This window comes from Paenibacillus rhizosphaerae (assembly GCF_014192015.1).
Lineage (GTDB): Bacteria > Bacillota > Bacilli > Paenibacillales > Paenibacillaceae > Paenibacillus_AQ > Paenibacillus_AQ rhizosphaerae.
In genome coordinates this window covers 470,782-489,834 of the sequence record NZ_JACHXJ010000006.1, presented here as the reverse complement: position 1 = coordinate 489,834, position 19,053 = coordinate 470,782, and the positions used below count along the sequence as shown (strand labels likewise).

18 protein-coding genes are annotated in these 19,053 nt (G+C 48.7%); 13 read left to right on the top strand and 5 right to left on the bottom strand.

Annotated features, from left to right (window positions below; translation table 11 throughout):
* Positions 1 to 21: 21 nt before the first annotated feature.
* Entirely contained in the window at positions 22 to 921 is a 900-nt protein-coding gene (locus FHS19_RS29870) for a LysR family transcriptional regulator (protein ID WP_183586138.1), read from the top strand.
* A gap of 412 nt (positions 922 to 1,333) precedes the next feature.
* The gene (locus tag FHS19_RS29865; RefSeq protein ID WP_183586136.1) at positions 1,334 to 2,428 is read left to right on the top strand and encodes a GerAB/ArcD/ProY family transporter; all 1,095 of its coding nucleotides are present in this window, start codon (positions 1,334 to 1,336) and stop codon (positions 2,426 to 2,428) included.
* On the opposite strand, the gene FHS19_RS29860 is transcribed toward FHS19_RS29865, so the two are convergent.
* Genes FHS19_RS29860 through FHS19_RS29850 form a run of 3 tightly spaced genes read right to left on the bottom strand, consistent with a single transcriptional unit; the run spans position 2,417 to position 5,349 of the window.
* Positions 2,417 to 2,647 carry a hypothetical protein gene (locus FHS19_RS29860; protein WP_183586134.1) on the bottom strand — a complete coding sequence of 77 codons (231 nt, stop codon included), beginning with the start codon at positions 2,645 to 2,647 and terminating at the stop codon, positions 2,417 to 2,419. The two genes, FHS19_RS29865 and FHS19_RS29860, sit on opposite strands and share 12 nt — an antisense overlap.
* On the bottom strand, positions 2,644 to 3,810 hold the full coding sequence (locus FHS19_RS29855; RefSeq protein ID WP_183586132.1) for a Ger(x)C family spore germination protein: 1,167 nt from the start codon (positions 3,808 to 3,810) through the stop codon (positions 2,644 to 2,646). Before FHS19_RS29855 ends, FHS19_RS29860 begins: the two co-directional genes overlap by 4 nt.
* A gap of 30 nt (positions 3,811 to 3,840) precedes the next feature.
* The gene (locus tag FHS19_RS29850; protein WP_312887368.1) at positions 3,841 to 5,349 is read right to left on the bottom strand and encodes a spore germination protein; all 1,509 of its coding nucleotides are present in this window, start codon (positions 5,347 to 5,349) and stop codon (positions 3,841 to 3,843) included.
* Between the two features lie 695 nt (positions 5,350 to 6,044).
* Here FHS19_RS29850 and FHS19_RS29845 point away from each other — a divergent pair.
* Positions 6,045 to 6,578, top strand: coding sequence for a GNAT family N-acetyltransferase (locus FHS19_RS29845; protein ID WP_183586128.1), 534 nt, complete (start codon positions 6,045 to 6,047; stop codon positions 6,576 to 6,578).
* A gap of 320 nt (positions 6,579 to 6,898) precedes the next feature.
* Positions 6,899 to 7,357: a hypothetical protein gene (locus FHS19_RS29840; RefSeq protein ID WP_183586126.1), complete on the top strand. Its 459-nt coding sequence runs from the start codon at positions 6,899 to 6,901 to the stop codon at positions 7,355 to 7,357.
* Positions 7,358 to 7,854: 497 nt separating this feature from the next.
* Here the strand turns inward: FHS19_RS29840 and FHS19_RS29835 are convergent, their stop codons facing one another.
* Positions 7,855 to 8,769 (bottom strand): oxidoreductase, encoded by a 915-nt coding sequence (locus FHS19_RS29835; protein WP_183586124.1) that lies wholly within the window; start codon positions 8,767 to 8,769, stop codon positions 7,855 to 7,857.
* A 191-nt stretch (positions 8,770 to 8,960) separates the two neighbouring features.
* Positions 8,961 to 9,719 carry a glucose 1-dehydrogenase gene (locus tag FHS19_RS29830; protein ID WP_183586122.1) on the bottom strand — a complete coding sequence of 253 codons (759 nt, stop codon included), beginning with the start codon at positions 9,717 to 9,719 and terminating at the stop codon, positions 8,961 to 8,963.
* A 263-nt stretch (positions 9,720 to 9,982) separates the two neighbouring features.
* Between FHS19_RS29830 and FHS19_RS29825 the strand changes: the two genes are divergently transcribed.
* The 9 genes from FHS19_RS29825 to FHS19_RS29785 all read left to right on the top strand — a co-directional run bounded on the left by FHS19_RS29825 (position 9,983) and on the right by FHS19_RS29785 (position 19,048).
* Positions 9,983 to 10,567: a TetR/AcrR family transcriptional regulator gene (locus tag FHS19_RS29825; protein WP_183586120.1), complete on the top strand. Its 585-nt coding sequence runs from the start codon at positions 9,983 to 9,985 to the stop codon at positions 10,565 to 10,567.
* Between the two features lie 382 nt (positions 10,568 to 10,949).
* Complete coding sequence (locus FHS19_RS29820; RefSeq protein WP_183586118.1) at positions 10,950 to 11,258, top strand: nuclear transport factor 2 family protein; 309 nt, start codon at positions 10,950 to 10,952, stop codon at positions 11,256 to 11,258.
* A gap of 70 nt (positions 11,259 to 11,328) precedes the next feature.
* The gene (locus FHS19_RS29815; protein WP_183586116.1) at positions 11,329 to 11,913 is read left to right on the top strand and encodes a TetR/AcrR family transcriptional regulator; all 585 of its coding nucleotides are present in this window, start codon (positions 11,329 to 11,331) and stop codon (positions 11,911 to 11,913) included.
* Positions 11,914 to 12,412: 499 nt separating this feature from the next.
* Complete coding sequence (locus FHS19_RS35820) at positions 12,413 to 12,571, top strand: stalk domain-containing protein (RefSeq protein WP_376771996.1); 159 nt, start codon at positions 12,413 to 12,415, stop codon at positions 12,569 to 12,571.
* 23 nt (positions 12,572 to 12,594) lie between these two features.
* Positions 12,595 to 12,819: a hypothetical protein gene (locus FHS19_RS29805; RefSeq protein WP_183586112.1), complete on the top strand. Its 225-nt coding sequence runs from the start codon at positions 12,595 to 12,597 to the stop codon at positions 12,817 to 12,819.
* Between the two features lie 253 nt (positions 12,820 to 13,072).
* Positions 13,073 to 15,394, top strand: a complete 2,322-nt coding sequence (locus FHS19_RS29800) for a helix-turn-helix domain-containing protein (RefSeq protein WP_183586110.1) — start codon at positions 13,073 to 13,075, stop codon at positions 15,392 to 15,394.
* A 296-nt stretch (positions 15,395 to 15,690) separates the two neighbouring features.
* Positions 15,691 to 16,548 (top strand): ABC transporter permease, encoded by an 858-nt coding sequence (locus tag FHS19_RS29795; protein ID WP_183586340.1) that lies wholly within the window; start codon positions 15,691 to 15,693, stop codon positions 16,546 to 16,548.
* Positions 16,549 to 16,561: 13 nt separating this feature from the next.
* Positions 16,562 to 17,422, top strand: a complete 861-nt coding sequence (locus tag FHS19_RS29790; RefSeq protein ID WP_183586108.1) for a carbohydrate ABC transporter permease — start codon at positions 16,562 to 16,564, stop codon at positions 17,420 to 17,422.
* Between the two features lie 63 nt (positions 17,423 to 17,485).
* Entirely contained in the window at positions 17,486 to 19,048 is a 1,563-nt protein-coding gene (locus FHS19_RS29785) for a type 2 periplasmic-binding domain-containing protein (protein WP_312887366.1), read from the top strand.
* Positions 19,049 to 19,053 lie beyond the last annotated feature (5 nt).

Sequence of the window (19,053 nt, the reverse complement as noted above, 5' to 3'; positions counted from 1 at the left end):
ATTTGAGAGCAGGTGTTAGTCATGGAGTTAAAACAACTACAGTATTTTATGGCGATTTGTAAAGAGCTTCATTTCACGAGAGCAGCTGAAAAGATGGGAGTCAGCCCACCCAACATCAGCCAGCAGATCAGGAGATTGGAAGAAGAGTTAGGGGTGCTATTATTCGATCGCGTGGGGAAAAAAGTTGTACTAACTGAAGCCGGAGCGATTCTTCAAAAACATGGTGCTGCCATGTTCGGGCATCTACAACAAGCGACCGACGCTATTGTTGATTTGAAGCATATGCAAGGCGGATCGTTATCCATCGGCGTCTTGCCCGGTGACGCGGAATTCATGTTTAAAGCCTTTATACTGAACTTCCATCAGACCTATCCCACTATCTCACTGTCCCTTCTGGAAACCATAAAAATAACAGAACAAGTTCTGGACCGAAGCATTGATTTCGGCGTTACCGTTGGCGCTGTTATCGATACACGTATCACGTCTATTCCCCTGTATCACGAGGAGTTTTCATTGGCGGTAAGCAAGAATGATCCTCTCGCCACGGAGTGCTTCATCCCCTTAGACAAACTGCATACCTTGAAGATGGTCATGTTCCCGCCCGATCATCAATACCGCATGTTGATTGACCGCTTTTGCATGGACCAAGGATTTACTTTGCAGCCGCATATGGTGACGACAACGTTATCCTCCCTTCTCCAGATGGTGCAGAGCGGAGTTGGCTCCTGTGTTCTGCCGAAAATGCTACTGGACAATCTTCATCATTCAGACATCAAAGTCTTGCCCTTGAGGAATCCTACGCCATCTCAGGACTTTTGTCTGATCTACCGCAACGACAGATATGTCGGATACGCCATGCGCACGTTCATCAAGACTTTGAGAGCCTACATCGAGACCGCCATCAATCATTCGAAGCCCTAGGAGGGTATCAGTAAGCAAAGCTTTCTATAACAAATCATCTATATACCAAATTTCACAACTACTTTCACTGCTCTTGTTCATTAAGCTAACGGGCAGGATAGTTTAATTCAGCATTTAGTAATGGGGCCATGGCTATCTCTACCGGCATCCTGAGCAATAAGGCGAGGATGATTGGAAAAATCAAACACTATATCCTCGAACAGCTTGGAGGCGTATGCGGCGCGTCGTGGCATCCACCTGACCGGAGGGGAAATACCGGATGCAGTGAAAATAAAAGGTTAAGTCGTCCATAGAGCGGTGCCGATGAAAAGACCGGCTACCCGGCGGCGCGGCCTCTTCGCAAGTGGTATGGGCTCCCAGAATAAAGGTGAAACTAGAAACAAAGTCCACTGTCCTAGACGAGGAGAGCCGAATGAAAGTTACCGAACAAATCACCGGAACCCAGCTTGGCCTGCTGCTGTTTACATTTGTGTTTCCCGCGCTTGTCATTCCCGCACCCGGAATTACGGCCGCATTTGCCGGGCAAAACGCCTGGCTGGCGGTATTTCCGGGCGCCTTGCTCGGGGTCACCAATATTTTGGTTATGACGGCGCTCGGAAATCGTTATCCAGGTCTTACGATCCTGGAATACGGCGAGAAGATCGTGGGCAAATGGCTCGGAAAAGCGCTGGGGCTCTTTTTTTTCTATTACTGGTTTTCGTTAGTCGCTGTTTCCATCAATGAGCATTCGCGGTTTATCAATACGTTTCTGTTGCCGAGAACGCCGTCCGTCGTCGGAGGGGTGACGATCGTGGCGCTTAGCGCACTCGCCGTCTATGCGGGAATCGAAGTGATCGGCAGATGCAACATCTTTCTCTCGCTGCTCATCTTCATGGTTCTGGTGCCGCTCTTTACGCTCGCACTGCAGGACACGGACGTGACGCATCTGATGCCGGTGATGGGGGAAGGTTTCGTGCCGGTGCTGCAGGGCTCCCTTCCCCTATCGGCCAACATCAACCAAGTTTTTCTGATCGGATGGCTGATTCCGTTTCTGAAGCAACGCCGCAAGGCGCGCAAGGCCGGAATGCTTGCGCTTCTCGGTATCGTTGGGGTGATCGTCATGGTCGATTTGCTGACAGTCATGATTTTTGGTCCGATTACCGGTAAGCTGACTTATTCGTTTCTGTCCCTGATTCAGTATATCGGCATTCAAGGCTCCTTCGAACGGCTGGAAGCCATTGTCTTCGCGATCTGGGTATCGGGCGTTTTCGTAAAGGTGGCCGTATGCCTGTTTTTGCTGGCCCTCTGCCTGACCAAGGTGTTCGGGATCCGCAATTACCGGATTCTAGTCGCCCCACTTTCGCTGCTGTCAATCATCGGCGCGGTGTGGGCGTTCAAAACCAAGGCGCAGTTTCAGCAGTTCGAAACGTTCACTTATCCCATATGGGCGATTCTCACGCAAAATCTGGTGCCGGCACTGCTCCTTGCCATCGACGCCGTCAAAAGAAAGGCTAGTTCACTGCTTTAGCAGCGACCTGCCAATCCATCTGAAAGCGGCCTCAGCCGGCACATTAAAGCTCGGCACTGTGACCCTTGCCATTAACAGCGAGCCGATCACGATGCAGATCAACATGATCATGCCGTACAGGAAGGCCGCCGAAGGCTCCCGCTTGAGCAAGAGGGAATGAACCCGCACATACGTCCAGACTGCGAGCAGTGCGAGATATCCGACGATTTGCAGCATCAATTGACGATCTCCCTTTTTTTCAACTGCAGAGGCGGTCCCGCCACCCCGGTATCACGCAAATTAAGCTTGACCGTAACTGTAATCTCCGCTTCGGGAAACACTTTGTCCCATTTATTCTTAATCTGTTTCCATTTACGGGGTTGGCTCCTGTACAGGACGCCGCCGAATCCGGCGACATCCGATTGATATTGCTTCTGGATTTTGAACAAACAATCTCGCACTTGTTTTTCTACCTCCCTCTCCAAAGCTTTCTGCGCAATCCGGAGATTCTGCATTTTGCTGACATCAAGCGACGTGTTATTTTCGAACAGGTCCCCTTCACCTGTCAACCGGACGTTGAATTTGACTTTGCTGCCGCCTCCGATGAAGGTTATCTTTCGCTGGGCGCCGATCAGGACCATCCCGACATTGCCGTACCCTTCCGGAAGAGCGGCGGTAATTCGGCTATGTCCCATCCGTCCGGTAAGCCACAGCAGACCGTCTGTTTCCTTTTCGTTTAAAAAACCGGCTAATTTAAGCCCCTTGAATACGGCCGCGCCTGTGAAACGAAACATTTCCCTTTCGATATTCCCGTCGGGTATTTCGGGCTGAATGACCGCCGTTACCGGGCTCGCTCCTTCGCTCGATGCGGCAATAAAGAAGTCCCGCAGCGTAACCGACAGCTGGCCCCCCATAGACTCCGCTGCCCTTACCGCTTCGGACGGCCCCTCTTCGAATGGATAGCGGACCTGCACAATGTTTTTCGCGTCCTGATCCTTCACGACCATAATATAAGTCCTTAACCGGTTGTGGGGATCGTGCGTGAAAACATCGAGCACATCGTCAAGGCCCCGTCTGGCCAGCCGTTCGCTTATAAAAATCACGCCGCGATGGGAAGTGAACAGCTGCCGGGACAATTTTTTCTGCAGCTGCTTTTGAAGTTCAATGTGGTTTTTTCCGGAAGCCGTCAGAACAAAAAATTTATCTTTCTGGTTGTTTCCTCCAGTCATTCCTGCTTGTTGGGGAAGCGCGATCTGGATAGACGCTTGGAGTTCCCCCTTCTCGGTCAGGTCAAACGCGGTTCCCATATCGAAGGCAAGGTCATTGATTTCCGTACGGTCCCAGCAGCCGGTTGTCAGCAGCACGGCGGCTAGTAGGACGATGCACAGGATCGGTCTTATCATGACGCTTTCTTCCTTTCTTCCTCTGCCGTTTTACCTTGTTCCTTGTTCCTCGGATTCCGCTGCCGGTGGCCTGCTTGTTTTGTTCCAGACAGGTACGCGTAACACTACGTCCTTGATATGGCGCAGCGAAAGCGGAGCCACCGGAGCGAAATAAGGAACGCCGAACGACCGCAGTGTGCAGACATGCAGCAAAATGCCCAAAAATCCAAGCGCAATCCCATATAACCCCAAGGTCCCCGCCAAGAACAGCATCGGAAACCGAAGCAGCCGGATCCCGTTGGCAAAACTGTACCGTGGGATCGTAAACGACGCGATGCCCGTGATCGATACGATAATGACGACTGGGGCCGAAATGATGCCGGCTTGCACGGCCGCTTGACCGATGACGAGGGCCCCAACGATGCTGATCGCCTGTCCGATCTGTTTGGGCAGCCGAATCCCGGCTTCGCGCAGTGCCTCAAAGATGATTTCCATCAATAACGCTTCGATCAGTGCGGGAAATGGAACCGGCTCCCTGGAGCCAGCAATGCTCAGCAGCAGGCTGGTAGGAATCATCTCCTGGTGAAAGGTCGTCCCGGCCACATATAAGGCAGGAGCAAAGATCGCGATCACCAGAAAGATTAATCGGATCCACCGGACGAAGGTTGCGATCGGCCAGCGGATATAATAATCTTCGCTTGCCTGCATGCCGGCCCAGAATGTCATCGGAAGCAGGAGCGCGAAGGGCGTGGAATCGACCAGAATGGCGATATTCCCCCCGAGCAGCCCCGCGGCGACGACGTCCGGCCGCTCCGTGCTTTGCACCTGCGGGAAAGGGGAGAAGGCGGTATCCTCGATGAATTCCTCGATATTGTTCGAATCGAGCACACCATCGATGCGAATTTCGCTAATCCGCTTCCGGACTTCTTCCACAAGAGAAGCGTCGGCAACGCCCTCAATATAAGTCAGTGCAACCTCGGTTTGAGTCAGATCACCGACCGTAAAGGTTTCGATTTTCAGGCGGGACGTTTTCAACCTACTGCGGATCAGCCCGATATTGGTTGAATTATTTTCGATAAATCCGTCCTTCGGCCCGCGGATGACCGGTTCGGAGGTAGGCTCTTCAAGACTTCGCTGCGCCTTGCCGCTGACCGAAACGGCCATCGCCCGCCTGTTTCCCGCCGCCAGAACGACGGCATAGCCATTCAGCACATACCGCACGAGATCGGAGATTTTGGATGCGAGCATAATTTCGCCGATGGAGACGAACAGGTCGTCGAGCGCCTCAATACTGCCGCTTACGTTTTCGTTCGGGTTGGTACGGCGTTTAATGAGCGGGCTCAGGATATGCTCGTCCAGCATCTTTTTGTCCACCAGCGAAGAAATATAAACGACGATCCACCGGGTCTCACCGCCGAGCCGGATGCTGCGGAAGATCACGTCGGAGCAGCCCCGAAATATCGATTTTAATGCCGTTTCGTTATAGGCGAGATCGGGTACGAGCTCGCCATGGTCTTCCTCTTCAAACGGAACCTTCCCACGATCCTTGCCCGTTTTCACATCCATCACCCCAGTACTAAGCAGATATGGTTATTTTCCCAAAATCCGTCACGAGTATTCGGTCAACCGGCTGCGGCGGTGCGTAAACGCAGAATAAGCGGACCTGTCGTCCGCTTATTCCACAGCCTAGCAATAATATGCAGCGCCTATGGTATCGTTATGCTCCTTGAACGGTTACCACACGTGATTTATGCTAACGGGAAACAATAGATCAATGAAGACTTTTGAAGGCAGTTTAATCGGCTGCTTTTTTTGTTAAGCTAACGGGTAGGATAACGCAACAATATCCACACATTATCGTTCTAATATAGGTAATCCCAAAATGATAAAAAAAGGAATTTGGTTCATGAAAATGCGGGGGATTCTCACAATTGTTTTGTTTTCAATAGGCTTGATCAAGTGTTCAACCTACATATCCAAAGTGCTATCTTAGGTTTTCAAGATGAAATAGAGCGGTTGAAAGTACAAGCAACGAGAGAAACGAATACCTCAATGAAATCATTTGAAGGCAGATGACCTTTTTGGTGGCGGCCTGTTTCTCAATTAAAGGGCAGGATAGTTGAATAAGGTTTCAAGTGAAAAACGGACTTGCTATTGTTTCCTTTAAGAACATGGCTTAGGATAAATCGAAACATAAGAGGAATCTTTTTTAGAATTGTTGAAAATTCATATAGCCAAAGAAAGGGGTTACTACCGTGAATATCGCTTTTGAGTCTGTTAAACAGGAAGTTGAGGAGCTTGTACAGTTCCTCACATCAGATAGCTGGCCTTATCATGGAGTTGAAAACCCTACCGAATCCGATATCAGAAAAGCTTATGAAAATAGCGCCTATCACAATGAGAATACTCGAACGTTCTGGATCATTGATAAAGGCGGCCACCAGAAAATCGGGTTGATCCGATTGTTTGACGTCTCTGATCCAATTGTTATGTTCGATTTGAGAATCAAAGGCGAGTTTCGGGGCAAGGGTATCGGAAAGTCAGCTCTGAATTGGATCGTTTCGCACGTGTTCTCTGAATACCCGGAAGCGATCCGCATTGAAGGACATACCCGAGTGGATAACACGGCTATGCGGGCTCTGTTTGCTCAATCGTTGTTCGTGTTGGAAGCGTATCATCGTAAATCTTGGAGGCAAGCCGGGCAATTGTTCGACTCCGTGGGTTACGCGGTGATTAAGGTAGACTGGGAGAACAATCAGGTTACACCCATTCCCTGGTCGATTAAATAATGGATGGAATCCCATGTATTTCGTTAGCAATTACACTAACGGGAAACGTTAACTTTAATGAAGACATATGAAGGCAGCAGGCATTGATCGGCTGCTTTTTTCATTAAGCTAATGGATAGATAATGGAAATTACTTGAGGAATTATGAGGTTACAGTGTACTAAACGACATGGCTTCAAGCTACAGGATGTGAGGTGTGGTGTGCAGTATTTCATAGGTATTGTTCCTCCCGACGAATACAAATAACATTCCTTAGTGTTGAATCGAAAGAAGTATATGATTTGCACAAGCGGCTGGTGGAATAAAGTAGAGGAGCATGAAATGAATAAATCTAAAAATATCATAACTATATTAGCAGTTGTAGTTATTATTCTAGCAGTTTTTCTAACATATTCTATGAATTTACAAATGAACAGTAAAGAGAAATCAAAATACAAACAAAACATGATTGATATGGAATTTAAATATCAGTTAGGTGAATCAGCTACGTGTTTTAGTAGGGATTTTAACGATGGAAACAACAGTAATTATGAAGGATGTGTAGGTTCAGTAGCTGCAGCTTCAGCTGTATCTAAACTCTCGTCTTATGAAGCCACCAATGATTTGATAGATGTAGGACTTGATGGTTTATACAAAGCAATGATAAATGGAGACAAGAAAGAAATAGTAATAGATAGAGCTGAAGAGATAAGAAATATCTTCATAAATTTAAATCTAGATCCAACCGATATAGAAACCACAGATGAACTAAACAGTCTTGTTGCAAGCTTTTATAAATAAAGATTCTTTATCCCAGCCAGCTCCAACTGGAGTTATTGCACGAATCCTTTCATATCTAAGTCTACGATTGACCGAATGTATCAGCCAGTGTTGAAGTTTGAGGGTCATTAAAGTTGAATATTTGATTCATACATCAACCATGATTACCGGCAAGAAAGGAATGGAGAATGAATAATGAGGAATTCAGAGAAGTCAGCCAACATCGCTCGATGTGAAAAATTAAGAAGGAGGTGCTTTCGAAAAAAATGCTGGATAATCACGAGATTATACGGGTATCCGATCATACCCAGAGATCGCTTGATGCGGAAACGGCCCGACTGGCAAGTCTGATTTACGCTCATACCTAACTGAACGAATGGCTTCGCCCTTTGTTGGGACGAAGCCATTCGTTTTATTGAGGAGCGGGACAGCTCACTATATAAAGAATTGCTGATTTATGTTTAAGGTTCATCCTTCGATGACGCCAAGCGGTATGGAACGCCCATCGCGGTAAATCATCATAATACCGTGGCTGGCGCGAGCGCATATTTTACTTGTGTCAGCTCCTCGGAAACCGCCCACAACCGCCGCGCGGCTGCTTTGTCATGCGAGCGGGCACTCGAAACGACCTTCTTGGGGGATCCGCGCAATTCCAGACTCGTTGGCCCAAAGTAATCTCCACCTCGGACGTCTGGCGCAGTGGCTGCATAAAGGGTCGGCAAAGCACCCATTTTCGGGGTCTGCGCGAATATCGGATTCAGGCGTCGCATCATGCTGGAATGCCGCAGCGCATTGGTCGCTGACCAGCCCGGATGCGCAGCTACCGCCAGCGTTGATTGGCCTGCTGTAACAAACCGGCGCTGCAGCTCATAGGTGAACAGTAGATTCGCCAGCTTGCTCTGAGCATAGGCACGCGCTGGATGGTAATTCCGCTCCCAGTTCAGGTCATCAAATTGAATCATTCCCGACCGATGCGACAAGCTGCTTACTGTCACAATGCGTGCGCCCGGCGTCGCGTCAAGCCTATCCAGCAGCAAACCGGTCAGCGCAAAGTGCCCCAGGTGATTAATCCCAAACTGCTGCTCGAAGCCCTGCGCTGTCTTCCTGTAAGGCGGCTTCGCCACGCCGGCGTTGTTGATCAGGAGATCAAGCTGTTGGTAGTCCCGGCGAAAGGCTGCCGCAAAAGCGTGAACGGTCGCCAAATCACCCAGATCGAGCTTCATGACTACGACCTTGCCCGCCGGCTTAAGTGCTTTGATCTGGTCAGCGGCAGTGTTGGCGTTAGCGATACTGCGGCAGGCCATAATGACCGTCGCCCCTTTGGTGGCTAGCACCCGCGCCACTTCCCAACCAATCCCGCTGTTTGATCCGGTTACAATGGCCACTCGTCCGGTCTGATCTGGCATGTGGTCTTCTGTCCATGGTGTTGTCATGCGGTTTCGTCCTTCCTCTGTTCAATCCGAAAAACTAGAGTGAGTGTTCATTTCAACTTCCAAGTAAAAGACTAGTTCGGTAAGTGCTTATTCTCCTTGCTGCTTGGGTTAGCTAACGATTTCATACTTTCTATCTTACCCTCGTTGATCAGGTACAGAATGTTTAGCCAACTGCGAGCTTGGACACGAACTTAGATCTGAGAGCCGCCTCCGTCCACGGGGATTTCGGCTCCGGTTGTGTAAGTCGCGTCGAACGCAAGGAATGCCGCTGCTTTGGCAACCTCGAGGGGGTCACCGAAACGCAGCATGGGGATCTGCTGACTCATCTGTGCCTTGGTCTGTTCTGCAGCTTCCTTTGGCATCGACTTCTCCATGATGCCAGTGTCGATGGGGCCGGGGCTGACCGCGTTGACGCGAATCTGCTTTGGCAGCAGCTCACGGGCGAGACTGCGCGTCATGGAGCGCAGCGCTGCTTTGCTGGCCCCATACGCATTAAGCATCGGGATACCCACTGCGTTCGCGATTGAGGTGGTGAAGACCACGCTGCTTCCTGCGTTCAGCAACGGGGTCAGTCTCTGCACGGTGAAGTACGGACCCTTGGTGTTAATTGTGAATAACTCGTCGTACACTTCCTCGGTCATCGACTCGAAGGGGATAAAGTGCGTGATGCCGGCGTTTATGAACAGGGCATCGATCGTTCCGAACTCGGCCTGTACCCGGTCGGCCAACTCGTCGACATCCGTTAACGACGCTGCGTCGCTCAGCACGGCGACTGCGTTGGTGCCTATTTTTTCACGAGCTGAATCAAGCTTAGCCTGGGTACGACCGGTGATCAGAACGCGCGCTCCTTCATCCGCCAGCAGCTGTGCTGTTACGAGGCCGATCCCGCTGCTGCCTCCAGTGATCACTACATTCTTACCTGCGTATTTACTTCCTGTATTGTTCTCCATCTCCATCGTCCTCCCTTGGTTTATCCTGCTAAACTAACGGTCAAATGTTGGATAAAAAGCCTTTACTTTCAACCAACGATTGACCCAACAGTGTAGTAAAAGCAACACTGTCTGTGCTAATCTTATCTAAGCGGTTTGGGTTATACAACCAGTAAAAAACCGTTTTCGTGGCTTATCCAACACACGTATTAATCTGTTGTCCTGTAGCTTTCCTAAAACGTACGCTAACCCATATTTTCAAAAGAGAGAGGGAGGAGCATAGCATGCTGATTAACACAAACGATCCCCGTGTGAAACGGACGCGTCAACTATTGATGCAAGCTTTTATGGAATTGCTTGAGCAGAAGAAGAATGTCACTTCGATTACCGTACAAGATATTACGGCTTACGCGACCGTAAATCGCTCCACGTTCTATGCGCATTTTGAAGACAAATTCGCATTTCTTGAGAGCTGGATGAGGGAAAAGTTTCTGGAGAAGCTGAAGGATGAGCTGCCTAATGCTGCTTTATCCGATATAGGGAGCCTGCGAACGCTTATTCTAATCGTTTTCGATTTTCTTTTCTGTACGCGTCCGTATATGACTTTAGCTGACCGTCAGTATGAACCGTTATTTGAGGTCGCGATGCAAAAGGAACTATATGACCTATTATTTACCTGGTTAAGTGAACAATCGGAACCATCCGTTTCACGGGAGACGGTGGAGACTGCCGCCCGGATTGCAAGCTGGGGCATATTTGGATCAGCCCTCGAGTGGAGCAGACATCCGGAATATAGATCGGCGGAAGACACAGCGCGAGAAGTTTTGGTGGTCGTTGCTGCTAGTTTAGCACCGGTAATAGGAGAATAATTTTCGCGTACATGTGGCGCGATGAAATAGAGTGCCTGAACGAACTGCAACACTTGGAGCAGCTGTTCCTTTTTCACGGGATGGGTTGGGGGATTGAGCAAGAGTCAACAGGTCAGATTATAATTTGAAAAAGAGAACATCCACAGGGATGTTCTCTTTTTTGGTTCTTCGTGCGGATTATCAAGCGAACTAGCTACGCTCTCCAAAGTGCTAAGGGTTGTCAATTCCCCCTCTTTGATACCGATACGATAATCTAATCCGTCCTCCTCGAGAATAAGGGTATTGATTCATGGGGACTGAACTTCCAGTCGTCCTCTCAATTACAGAAGATGGCGAGTTAGGATATTCAGCTTTATTAAGCTAACAATCGGAGGGATTATCCATGTCAAACCAACAAACGATTGAGAATCAAGAAGCGCAGCAAGCCATTCGCGAGAGTGCGCAAGATACGTTCCGCAATCATCTGAAGCACTTATCCGGCGGCAATATCGAAGCCTGGGTCGATCTGTGGCAGGAAGACGGTATGTTAGAGTTCCCCTACCGCGAGACAGGTAACCCTTACAACCAAACCTACATTAGCGTCGTTAGAACGAAGGATGGACCTATCGAAAGCTATCGCGATTTCTGGAATCCGCTTGTGGCCATTGAGTCTGTCGGCATCGTGAGCGATGTTGTACGCTTCTCTGAATAAGTTCTCGGCCAATTCTTGACTGGACGATCTGTTAAGGGTAGTATGGGGACGAAGGAAGGAGGGATCCAACGTGGCAAGAAGCAAAGAATTCGACATGAACGAGGTACTGCATAAAGCGATGGAAGTATTCGGTCATTACGGGTACGAGGGAACGTCTCTACCCCTGCTGCTCGAAGGGTTGGGCATCGCCCGGCAGAGCTTATACGATACGTATGGCACGAAGAAGGATCTCTTCATCAAGGCCGTAAGGCATTACGTAAATGAGAAATCATCCGCTGTAGTCGTACATCTGGAGAAGACGGAGTCCGTCAAGGAAGCAATCCACGGGATCTTTCGTGAAATCGTCAACGTCCTTCAAGATAAGGACCGGCGCAAGGAGTGCTTCATTCTATACAGCGCCATCGATCAAGTCCCGCACGAGCCGGAGATAGCAGCCTTGTTTGAGGAGGATCGAAAGCGATTGGAACGCGCCTTCTATGAAGCGTTGGTTCGAGCTAAGGAAAAGCAGGAGTTGAGCACGGATCAGGACCTGCAGTCTTTAGCACGGTATTTGTACCATTCGCGATATGCCTTGACGCAAGTGGCTAAGTTAACGAACGATCCTAAAGTACTCGAAGAATTTACGACAGTAACACTGTCGACGCTGGAAGTCTAACGGGAGGGCTTTGATCTCCCTTCTGCCACCCTTATCAGATCGTTCAGTCAAAATAGTATTTTTAGATCGAATAGTCCAAAAATGGAGGTTGTACAAAATGAATAGTGGGCGTTTTCAAAGGGTTAGCGCTTCTCGTAGCGTTTGTCGTCATTGAGAAACGTTCCAAGGAACCGCTGATTAACTTCCGCATGTTCCGCAATCGTAACCTAACCGGAGCTGCACTCGTCGCCTTTCTTTTCTCCGCATCGTTCGGTACGCTTTACTACTTCCTAAGTCACAGCATCACATTAATCGTCTAAGTATGCAAACAGCATTGGTAGACGTGAAGATTCTCCTAATCAAAAGCCTAGTAACAAGCAAAGCAGCCGATCCCTATGATCAGCTGCTTTTGTTCAACTAACGGGAAACGATAGTTCAACAAAAAGCAGTTTGCCGGCGGCAGCTGCTCCTTTATTTATCAAGCTCACGGGTAATTTTTAAGTTGAAGAGCCATACAGCGATGAAAAATGGTAAACCCGCGCTGCTCGATGCAACCCCATATATCAAGAATGATCGCATCATGGTTCCGCTTCGCTTTATTGCAGAAACGTTTAACTGCAGCGTTGCATTCAAAAATTCGACAGTAATGCCCCTGCTAGTTACACCTCAAGTGTTATAGAACTTACAAAGGGGGACTATTACATGAGTGGAAAGTTTGATTTTTTGGATCAAAAAGGGAACAGCATTAAACAATTTGATCTCTATACTTTATCTCATTCCAAGGGCAATCCCGATGTTATGTTATATGATGCGACTGAAAAGCAATGGTATTTGTTTACCTACCCAGCAGTTCAATCGATTGATCAGTTCATGGAAACTGCCGGGAAGAACGGTTTTCTGACGACGATCAGCGATACAAATCCATAAGGCAACATTATTCTTATATACGCGAGTTATCAAATATCTTGATTTATCCTAGACTGGGGCAAGTGTTCCAGTCTATTTTGCTGCTCTTTATGGCCATGAAACCCGAAAGCACAATCCGGCTGCCTTTCAGGAAGAAGCAGTGACATTTTTGCAAAGTAAACAAGTACAAATGTAATGAAAATAGTTTAAGATAGGGGTGAAATAATATTTTGCAATTTAGTTCTGCTTATAAAATTTTATTAGGAGGGTTGCCATGGTGAACCGTTTCTGGCAAACGTATCGCACTGTGCTGTTTTGTCGGTTATTCGCTAGCTACTTCGCGCTGATTCTTATTCCAGTCATCGTAGCCGCCGTACTGACCAATTTTTTCGTTGTCCGGTTGATTGAGCATGATGCGGAAAGATTGAACAATACCATCATGCAGCATTTCTCGGAGCAAACCGATGACACCTTCGTCTCTCTCGAACGTGATATGGTGAACATGCTGTCAACAGCAAGCCTCAAGAACTTTCCCGGAACGTCCGGGCATCCGGCCGACCTCACGCAGCACTACGAATGGATCCACTCGCTCATGCAACAAATGAATAAACTGGATTCGGAAAATCTGGTGGACAAATCGTTCCTGTACTTTGCGGGCGAAGATCTTGTCATCGACGGCAATACATACAACAACAAAGACGAGTATTTCCAGGAACAGTATCTGATTAAAGATACGGATATACCATCCTACTTTGCCAATTTTACTGGCAAGAAATCGATGGTTTTTACAAAACCGCATACCGTATTTGAAAGGCCGCCATTCACTCGGGACATCGTCTCAACCCACTCGAACACCGCCGTGCTGATGAGCTATCCATTCAACAATAGCAATCCCGAGGTCTATTTGGTCGTGAATCTTGATCTAAATAAGCTTCGCGAGCGATTGGGCATTCAGGAGAAGTGGGTAACGGATACGATGCTGGTCAACTCGTCCGGCTCTGTTCTGATCTCAAACGGGTCGTCCGAGCTACAGCCTGATTCATTTGCAGCGATGATCCGTATGAATCCGGAACAGACTTTATTTTTAACCCAAAATAAGAAAGCGCTGTCATTTACCAAATCCCGGTTCAACGATACTTGGTATTATGTAAGCATGATCGATCTGCCCGCCCTAATGAAGCCGGCAAGCACGATCCGCACGATGACGTTTGTGCTGCTTGGCATGTTTATCGTCGTAGGCGGCTTGGTTTCTTATGATTTGAGCCGAAGATTGTACAACCCGATCCGCGAAATTAAAACGGGGCTGGAATCGCAGCATCCGCATCTGGACGACGCACCCGGCTCCCACAGCGGGAACGAGTTCGATATGATAAAACGGTTTTCGCATTTGCTCATCTCTAAGAACAAAGAGCTGACACAGACCGTTAACGGCATGTTCCCGATCGTCCAGGAGCAATTTATTGTGAAAGTGTTGTTTGGTGAATACCGCGACAGCCTGTCCATCGAATATTACGCAAAAGAAATTTCCTTCCCATACAAGCCGGTATCCGCCGCAACGGTCCTCTGCATGGATATCCAATACTATGCGCCATTCGCGGAACAGCTGTCTGAAACGTCCAAATCATTTATGATGGCCGAGCTGAAGGAGAAAATCCGCAAGCTGTCCCCGGCGATGATTTGGGTATGTCAAACACGTTCCGAACAATTGTCCTGCGTATTGCATCACGAAGAGAATGGGCTTTGTGCCCCCAAGGAAACAGCGAATGTTATAAAGCTTCTCCTGGAGCATCCTTATTACAAAGCTTCCATTGGAATCGGGGAAACGGTCCATTCCGTAGCCGCCCTCCATCAGTCTTACAACCATGCGCTTTCGATGCTCCATTATAAGAGTTTGCACGCGGGTGCCGAAATTTGCAGCGAACAAAGGGTATGGAAAGAGCGGTCATCAGGAGACAGTTTCTTGTCTTCTCAAGAAGTGAACCGAATCTTCAATAGGTATAAAGCTGGCGATTGGAGAGGCTTGCTTCAGTCCGTGTTCGAATTGCTGGACGCCGGGATGCGAAGCAATGCGAACGCACATCAGATGAAGAACTTAGGCGCCGATGTGCTGAATACTTGGGCCCGGGCCATCGAAAGTGATCGAAACGATTTTGACATCTCGGTCTATTCCGAGTTGTTTGCTGCCATCAACCGCTGTGTAACCTGGGAAGAAATGAGACAAACGTTCCGGGAAATACACGGCGTATTGTTCCGGACGACCGAAGCGCCGGATCGGAAACAACAGTTTGCTGAAATATTGGACTATATTCGGACCCATTATAACGAAGAGCTTTCCATTGAATATTTTGCTGAGCAAATGAACATGTCCGCCGGGCATTTCAGCCGCATGTTCAAGGAAGAGGTGGGTGAGAAGTATGTGGAATACATCGCCAAGTACAGGATTTCGAAAGCGAAGCAATTTTTGCTTGAAACGGATCTGAAAATCGATGATATAGCCGAACAAATTGGTTATTGGGGAAGGAACTCATTCATCCGTAATTTTCGCCGTTACGAAGGAATCACCCCGGCTAAATACCGCACGATCCATCAATCCTGAGTCTTCTTTTTTTCGGAGTCTCATTTTTTTCACCTGCTTATCATGCGGATTGGCGTTGTCATGCGGTTTGTAAAAATGGAGACATCCCGAAAACATGGTGCTTTACCCGCGGCGTGTCACAACCTATAGTCAGAGCAAAGATTCGGCTGGCGTTCAAACGCCTGCCAAAGGAGGTGAAACCGTTGTCATTGGATCGAAGCGATGCCGCGAATGAACAAATACCCGCCCGAGTCCATAGTGGGAGGGGCGCTTCACTCGGATTCAAGCTGAGGAAGTACAAAGCATTATATTTGTTGATGCTGCCCGGCATCCTGTATTACATCCTCTTCAAGTACGCGCCGATGTACGGGGTGATCATCGCGTTTCAGGATTTCTCGATCGGCCGTGGGATCATGGGCAGCAAGTTTGTCGGTCTGCAGCATTTTATTGATTTTTTCGTCAACACGCCGGATGCCTGGAAGCTGGTCCGGAATACGGTCATGCTGAATGTGTACGACCTCATATTTCGTTTCCCGGCGCCAATCATTCTTGCCTTGCTGTTCCATGAAATCCGAAGCCGGAAGTTCAAATGGTTCGTGCAGAGCGTCAGCTACATGCCTCACTTTTTATCTACCGTCGTGATCGCCGGCATTATGGTGACCTTCTTGTCGCAGCAGACGGGAATCGTCAATCATATACTCGACTGGCTCGGCTTCGGGCGAATCCTGTTTCTCGGGGAGCCCGGATGGTTCCGTACGATCTACGTAGGCTCGGAAATTTGGCAAACGATCGGCTGGGGTACCATCTTGTACTTGGCGGCGATTGCCGGCGTCGATCCGACCTTGTACGAGGCTGCTAAAATCGATGGCGCCAATCGTTTTCAACAAATGCGTCATGTGACCTTTATCGGCATGATTCCGGTTATGATCGTCCTGTTCGTCCTGACGCTTAGTCATTTTATGGAAACCGGCTTTCAAAAAATTATACTGTTGTACAATCCGATGACCTATGAAACCGCGGACGTCCTCAATACTTACATTTATCGCCGTGGCATCCTTTCCGCCGACTTTAGCTTTGCTACGGCTGTCGGTTTGTTTCAGTCGGTGATCGGATTCGTGCTAGTCGTGTCAGCGAACCGTGTCGTCAAGAAGTTTTCGGACACAAGTCTCTGGTGAAGGGGGCCGAGAAATGAAAATTAAGGAAAGCTTCGGCTCGAAGCTGTTTGACGCTGTCAACATCTTCCTCATGGCCGTCCTTATTATCGTCATGGTATATCCACTCGTATATGTGTTTTCCGCTTCCATCAGTGATAACGCGATGGTCATGAGCGGGCGGGTCGTTCTCTGGCCCAAAGCGATCACCTTGAATGCTTATCAACGGCTCCTCGGCAATCCGGATCTATGGATCAGCTATTGGAACACGATTCGCTATACCGCCGTTCAAACTTTCTTATCACTCGCCGTTACATCTGCCATGGCTTATCCGCTTGCCAAAAAGGGGCTCCCTGGCCGTCCGCTGATCCTGTTCCTGGCAGCCTTCACGCTGATGTTCGGAGGAGGGATGATCCCCACCTTCCTTGTTGTGCAGAAACTGGGACTGCTGGATACGATGTGGGCGATCGTGCTGCCGTCGCTAGTCAGCACTTGGTATTTGTTCATCATGCGCACCTTTTTCGAGGGGTTGCCGGAAGAGCTTGAAGATGCGGCCACCATTGATGGCTGCGGCACGATGCAGGTGTTCCTCAAGATTGTACTGCCGCTTTCGCTTCCGGTACTCGTATCCATCGGTCTATTCACCGCCGTCAATCAATGGAACTCGTTCTTCGATGCGCTGATCTATTTGAACGATCGGAGTATGTACCCTTTGCAGATCATGCTGCGCAACATTATTATCGCCGGCTCGAATGTGCAGGGCGAAGGCAACACGGACTATATAGAGACGCTGAAATACGCCATGATCACAATCGCTACGGTGCCGATATTATGCGTGTATCCGTTCATTCAAAAATATTTCGTACAAGGCACCATGATCGGCGGAATCAAAGGGTAGATGTGGATTCCACCGGAATTTATTCCTATATATCCGATGTCAATATAAGGAGGGTATAAACAAGTGAGTAAAAGAATGATGGCCATCATCCTTTCTGCCGTTATGCTGAGCGTTCTGACCGCAGGCTGCAGTGGAAAAGGCGGGAAGCAAGAAGGGGCAAATGGAGGCGGGACAGATTCGCAAAAGCCAATATCGTTCTCTTGGTTGGTATACGACCGCCCGGAAGGAAAGGTAAAGAATGATTGGGAGATTTTCAAGGAAATCGAAGCGAAAACAGGCGTCAAAGCGGATTGGCAGGTCGTCAGCCAAGAAGGCCTGACGGAGAAGCGGCAGATTATGATCGCTACCAACACGATCACTGATTTTAGCCAGCCGACAAATCAAGAGGCCCGGGAGAACGGGCCGGAGAACGTGTTCCTCAATTTGAACGATTATTTGGATATCGCGCCCAATCTCAAAAAGTTCTACGATACTTATCCCGAAGCGAAAGCCGTGGCAACTGGCGCGGATGGCGGAATCTACGACGTTCCTGTACTCGAAGGTGACCCTGATGGAAAAGGCTTCAATTATATTTGGATGGCGCGCAAAGATTTGATGGATAAATACAACTTGAAGGCCCCGACAAATGTCAATGAATTTTATCAATTCCTGAAAGATCTGAAGGCTAAAGAGCCGGACAGCTACCCGCTCAGCTTCAATACTCCGGTTACGGCGGATACCGGAATGTATACCGTATTCGGAAAGATTTTCACGGGTATTACCGGCTTTTTCAATCAAAGTCCGACGGAAGAGAAGTACGAGTTCGCGCCGTACAATAGCGGATATAAAGATGCACTTGTATTTATGAATAAGCTATATACCGAACAGCTGCTCGACCCCGAATTTTATTTGTTGACTCCGGATCAGTGGGAAGAACGGTTCTTAAAAGGGAAGTCTTCCGTAACCTACTACTGGAAGGCGGAAGTGAACCCGACGATCGACAAAGCGAAGCAAGCCGGCACGCCGGATTACGATCTGGATGCGCTTCCCGAGTTTGCCGCAGATGGCGTAAAGAACTACCAGTTTTCCCGTCCGGTCGTAGGATCGGTGGGCCGCGCCATTTCGGCGAAAGTCAAGGATAAGGAAAGAGCCGTCAAATTTCTTGACTATCTGGTGAGTGAAGAAGGCACCAATTATTTGTCGCTCGGTATTGAAGGCAAATCGTATACCCTTGAGGACGGGAAGCCTGTCTACATGAAAGAATTCGGTGTTAGCCCGTATGTGCCGCTGCGCCGCGACTTCGGCGTATGGTATGACAACATTTCGCTGAACAATGCATTGGCACGTCAAACGTGGGAGAGAGGCCTCGACGACAAAAGCAAAGCGATCAACAGCAGCTATGAAACGTTCATCATTCCCGCGCCTAAGGCTCTCGTGAAGACGACGGAAGAGCTCGATCTGGAAAAATCGAAGCTGACCCCGCTCACCAAGTTTCTGGAGCAGAAAATTACGGAATTCGTCACAGGCAAAACGCCGATTACCGACGCGAACTACCAGCAGTTCTTGGATCAATTGAAGAAGCTCGGTTCCGATGAACTGCTGGAGATGTACAATACGGCATATACGCGCACGTATGGTTCCAAGTAAGCGGT

What these genes read in the sequence shown, in the direction of transcription:
- FHS19_RS29795 (WP_183586340.1), top strand. Translation starts at nt 15,691, where the DNA reads ATGCTGCCCGGCATCCTGTATTACATCCTCTTCAAGTACGCGCCGATG.
- FHS19_RS29790 (WP_183586108.1), top strand. Translation starts at nt 16,562, where the DNA reads ATGAAAATTAAGGAAAGCTTCGGCTCGAAGCTGTTTGACGCTGTCAAC.
- FHS19_RS29825 (WP_183586120.1), top strand. Translation starts at nt 9,983, where the DNA reads ATGCTGATTAACACAAACGATCCCCGTGTGAAACGGACGCGTCAACTA.
- FHS19_RS29855 (WP_183586132.1), bottom strand. Translation starts at nt 3,810, where the DNA reads ATGATAAGACCGATCCTGTGCATCGTCCTACTAGCCGCCGTGCTGCTG.
- FHS19_RS29820 (WP_183586118.1), top strand. Translation starts at nt 10,950, where the DNA reads ATGTCAAACCAACAAACGATTGAGAATCAAGAAGCGCAGCAAGCCATT.
- FHS19_RS29870 (WP_183586138.1), top strand. Translation starts at nt 22, where the DNA reads ATGGAGTTAAAACAACTACAGTATTTTATGGCGATTTGTAAAGAGCTT.
- FHS19_RS29865 (WP_183586136.1), top strand. Translation starts at nt 1,334, where the DNA reads ATGAAAGTTACCGAACAAATCACCGGAACCCAGCTTGGCCTGCTGCTG.
- FHS19_RS35820 (WP_376771996.1), top strand. Translation starts at nt 12,413, where the DNA reads ATGAAAAATGGTAAACCCGCGCTGCTCGATGCAACCCCATATATCAAG.
- FHS19_RS29835 (WP_183586124.1), bottom strand. Translation starts at nt 8,769, where the DNA reads ATGACAACACCATGGACAGAAGACCACATGCCAGATCAGACCGGACGA.
- FHS19_RS29830 (WP_183586122.1), bottom strand. Translation starts at nt 9,719, where the DNA reads ATGGAGAACAATACAGGAAGTAAATACGCAGGTAAGAATGTAGTGATC.
- FHS19_RS29800 (WP_183586110.1), top strand. Translation starts at nt 13,073, where the DNA reads ATGGTGAACCGTTTCTGGCAAACGTATCGCACTGTGCTGTTTTGTCGG.
- FHS19_RS29805 (WP_183586112.1), top strand. Translation starts at nt 12,595, where the DNA reads ATGAGTGGAAAGTTTGATTTTTTGGATCAAAAAGGGAACAGCATTAAA.
- FHS19_RS29840 (WP_183586126.1), top strand. Translation starts at nt 6,899, where the DNA reads ATGAATAAATCTAAAAATATCATAACTATATTAGCAGTTGTAGTTATT.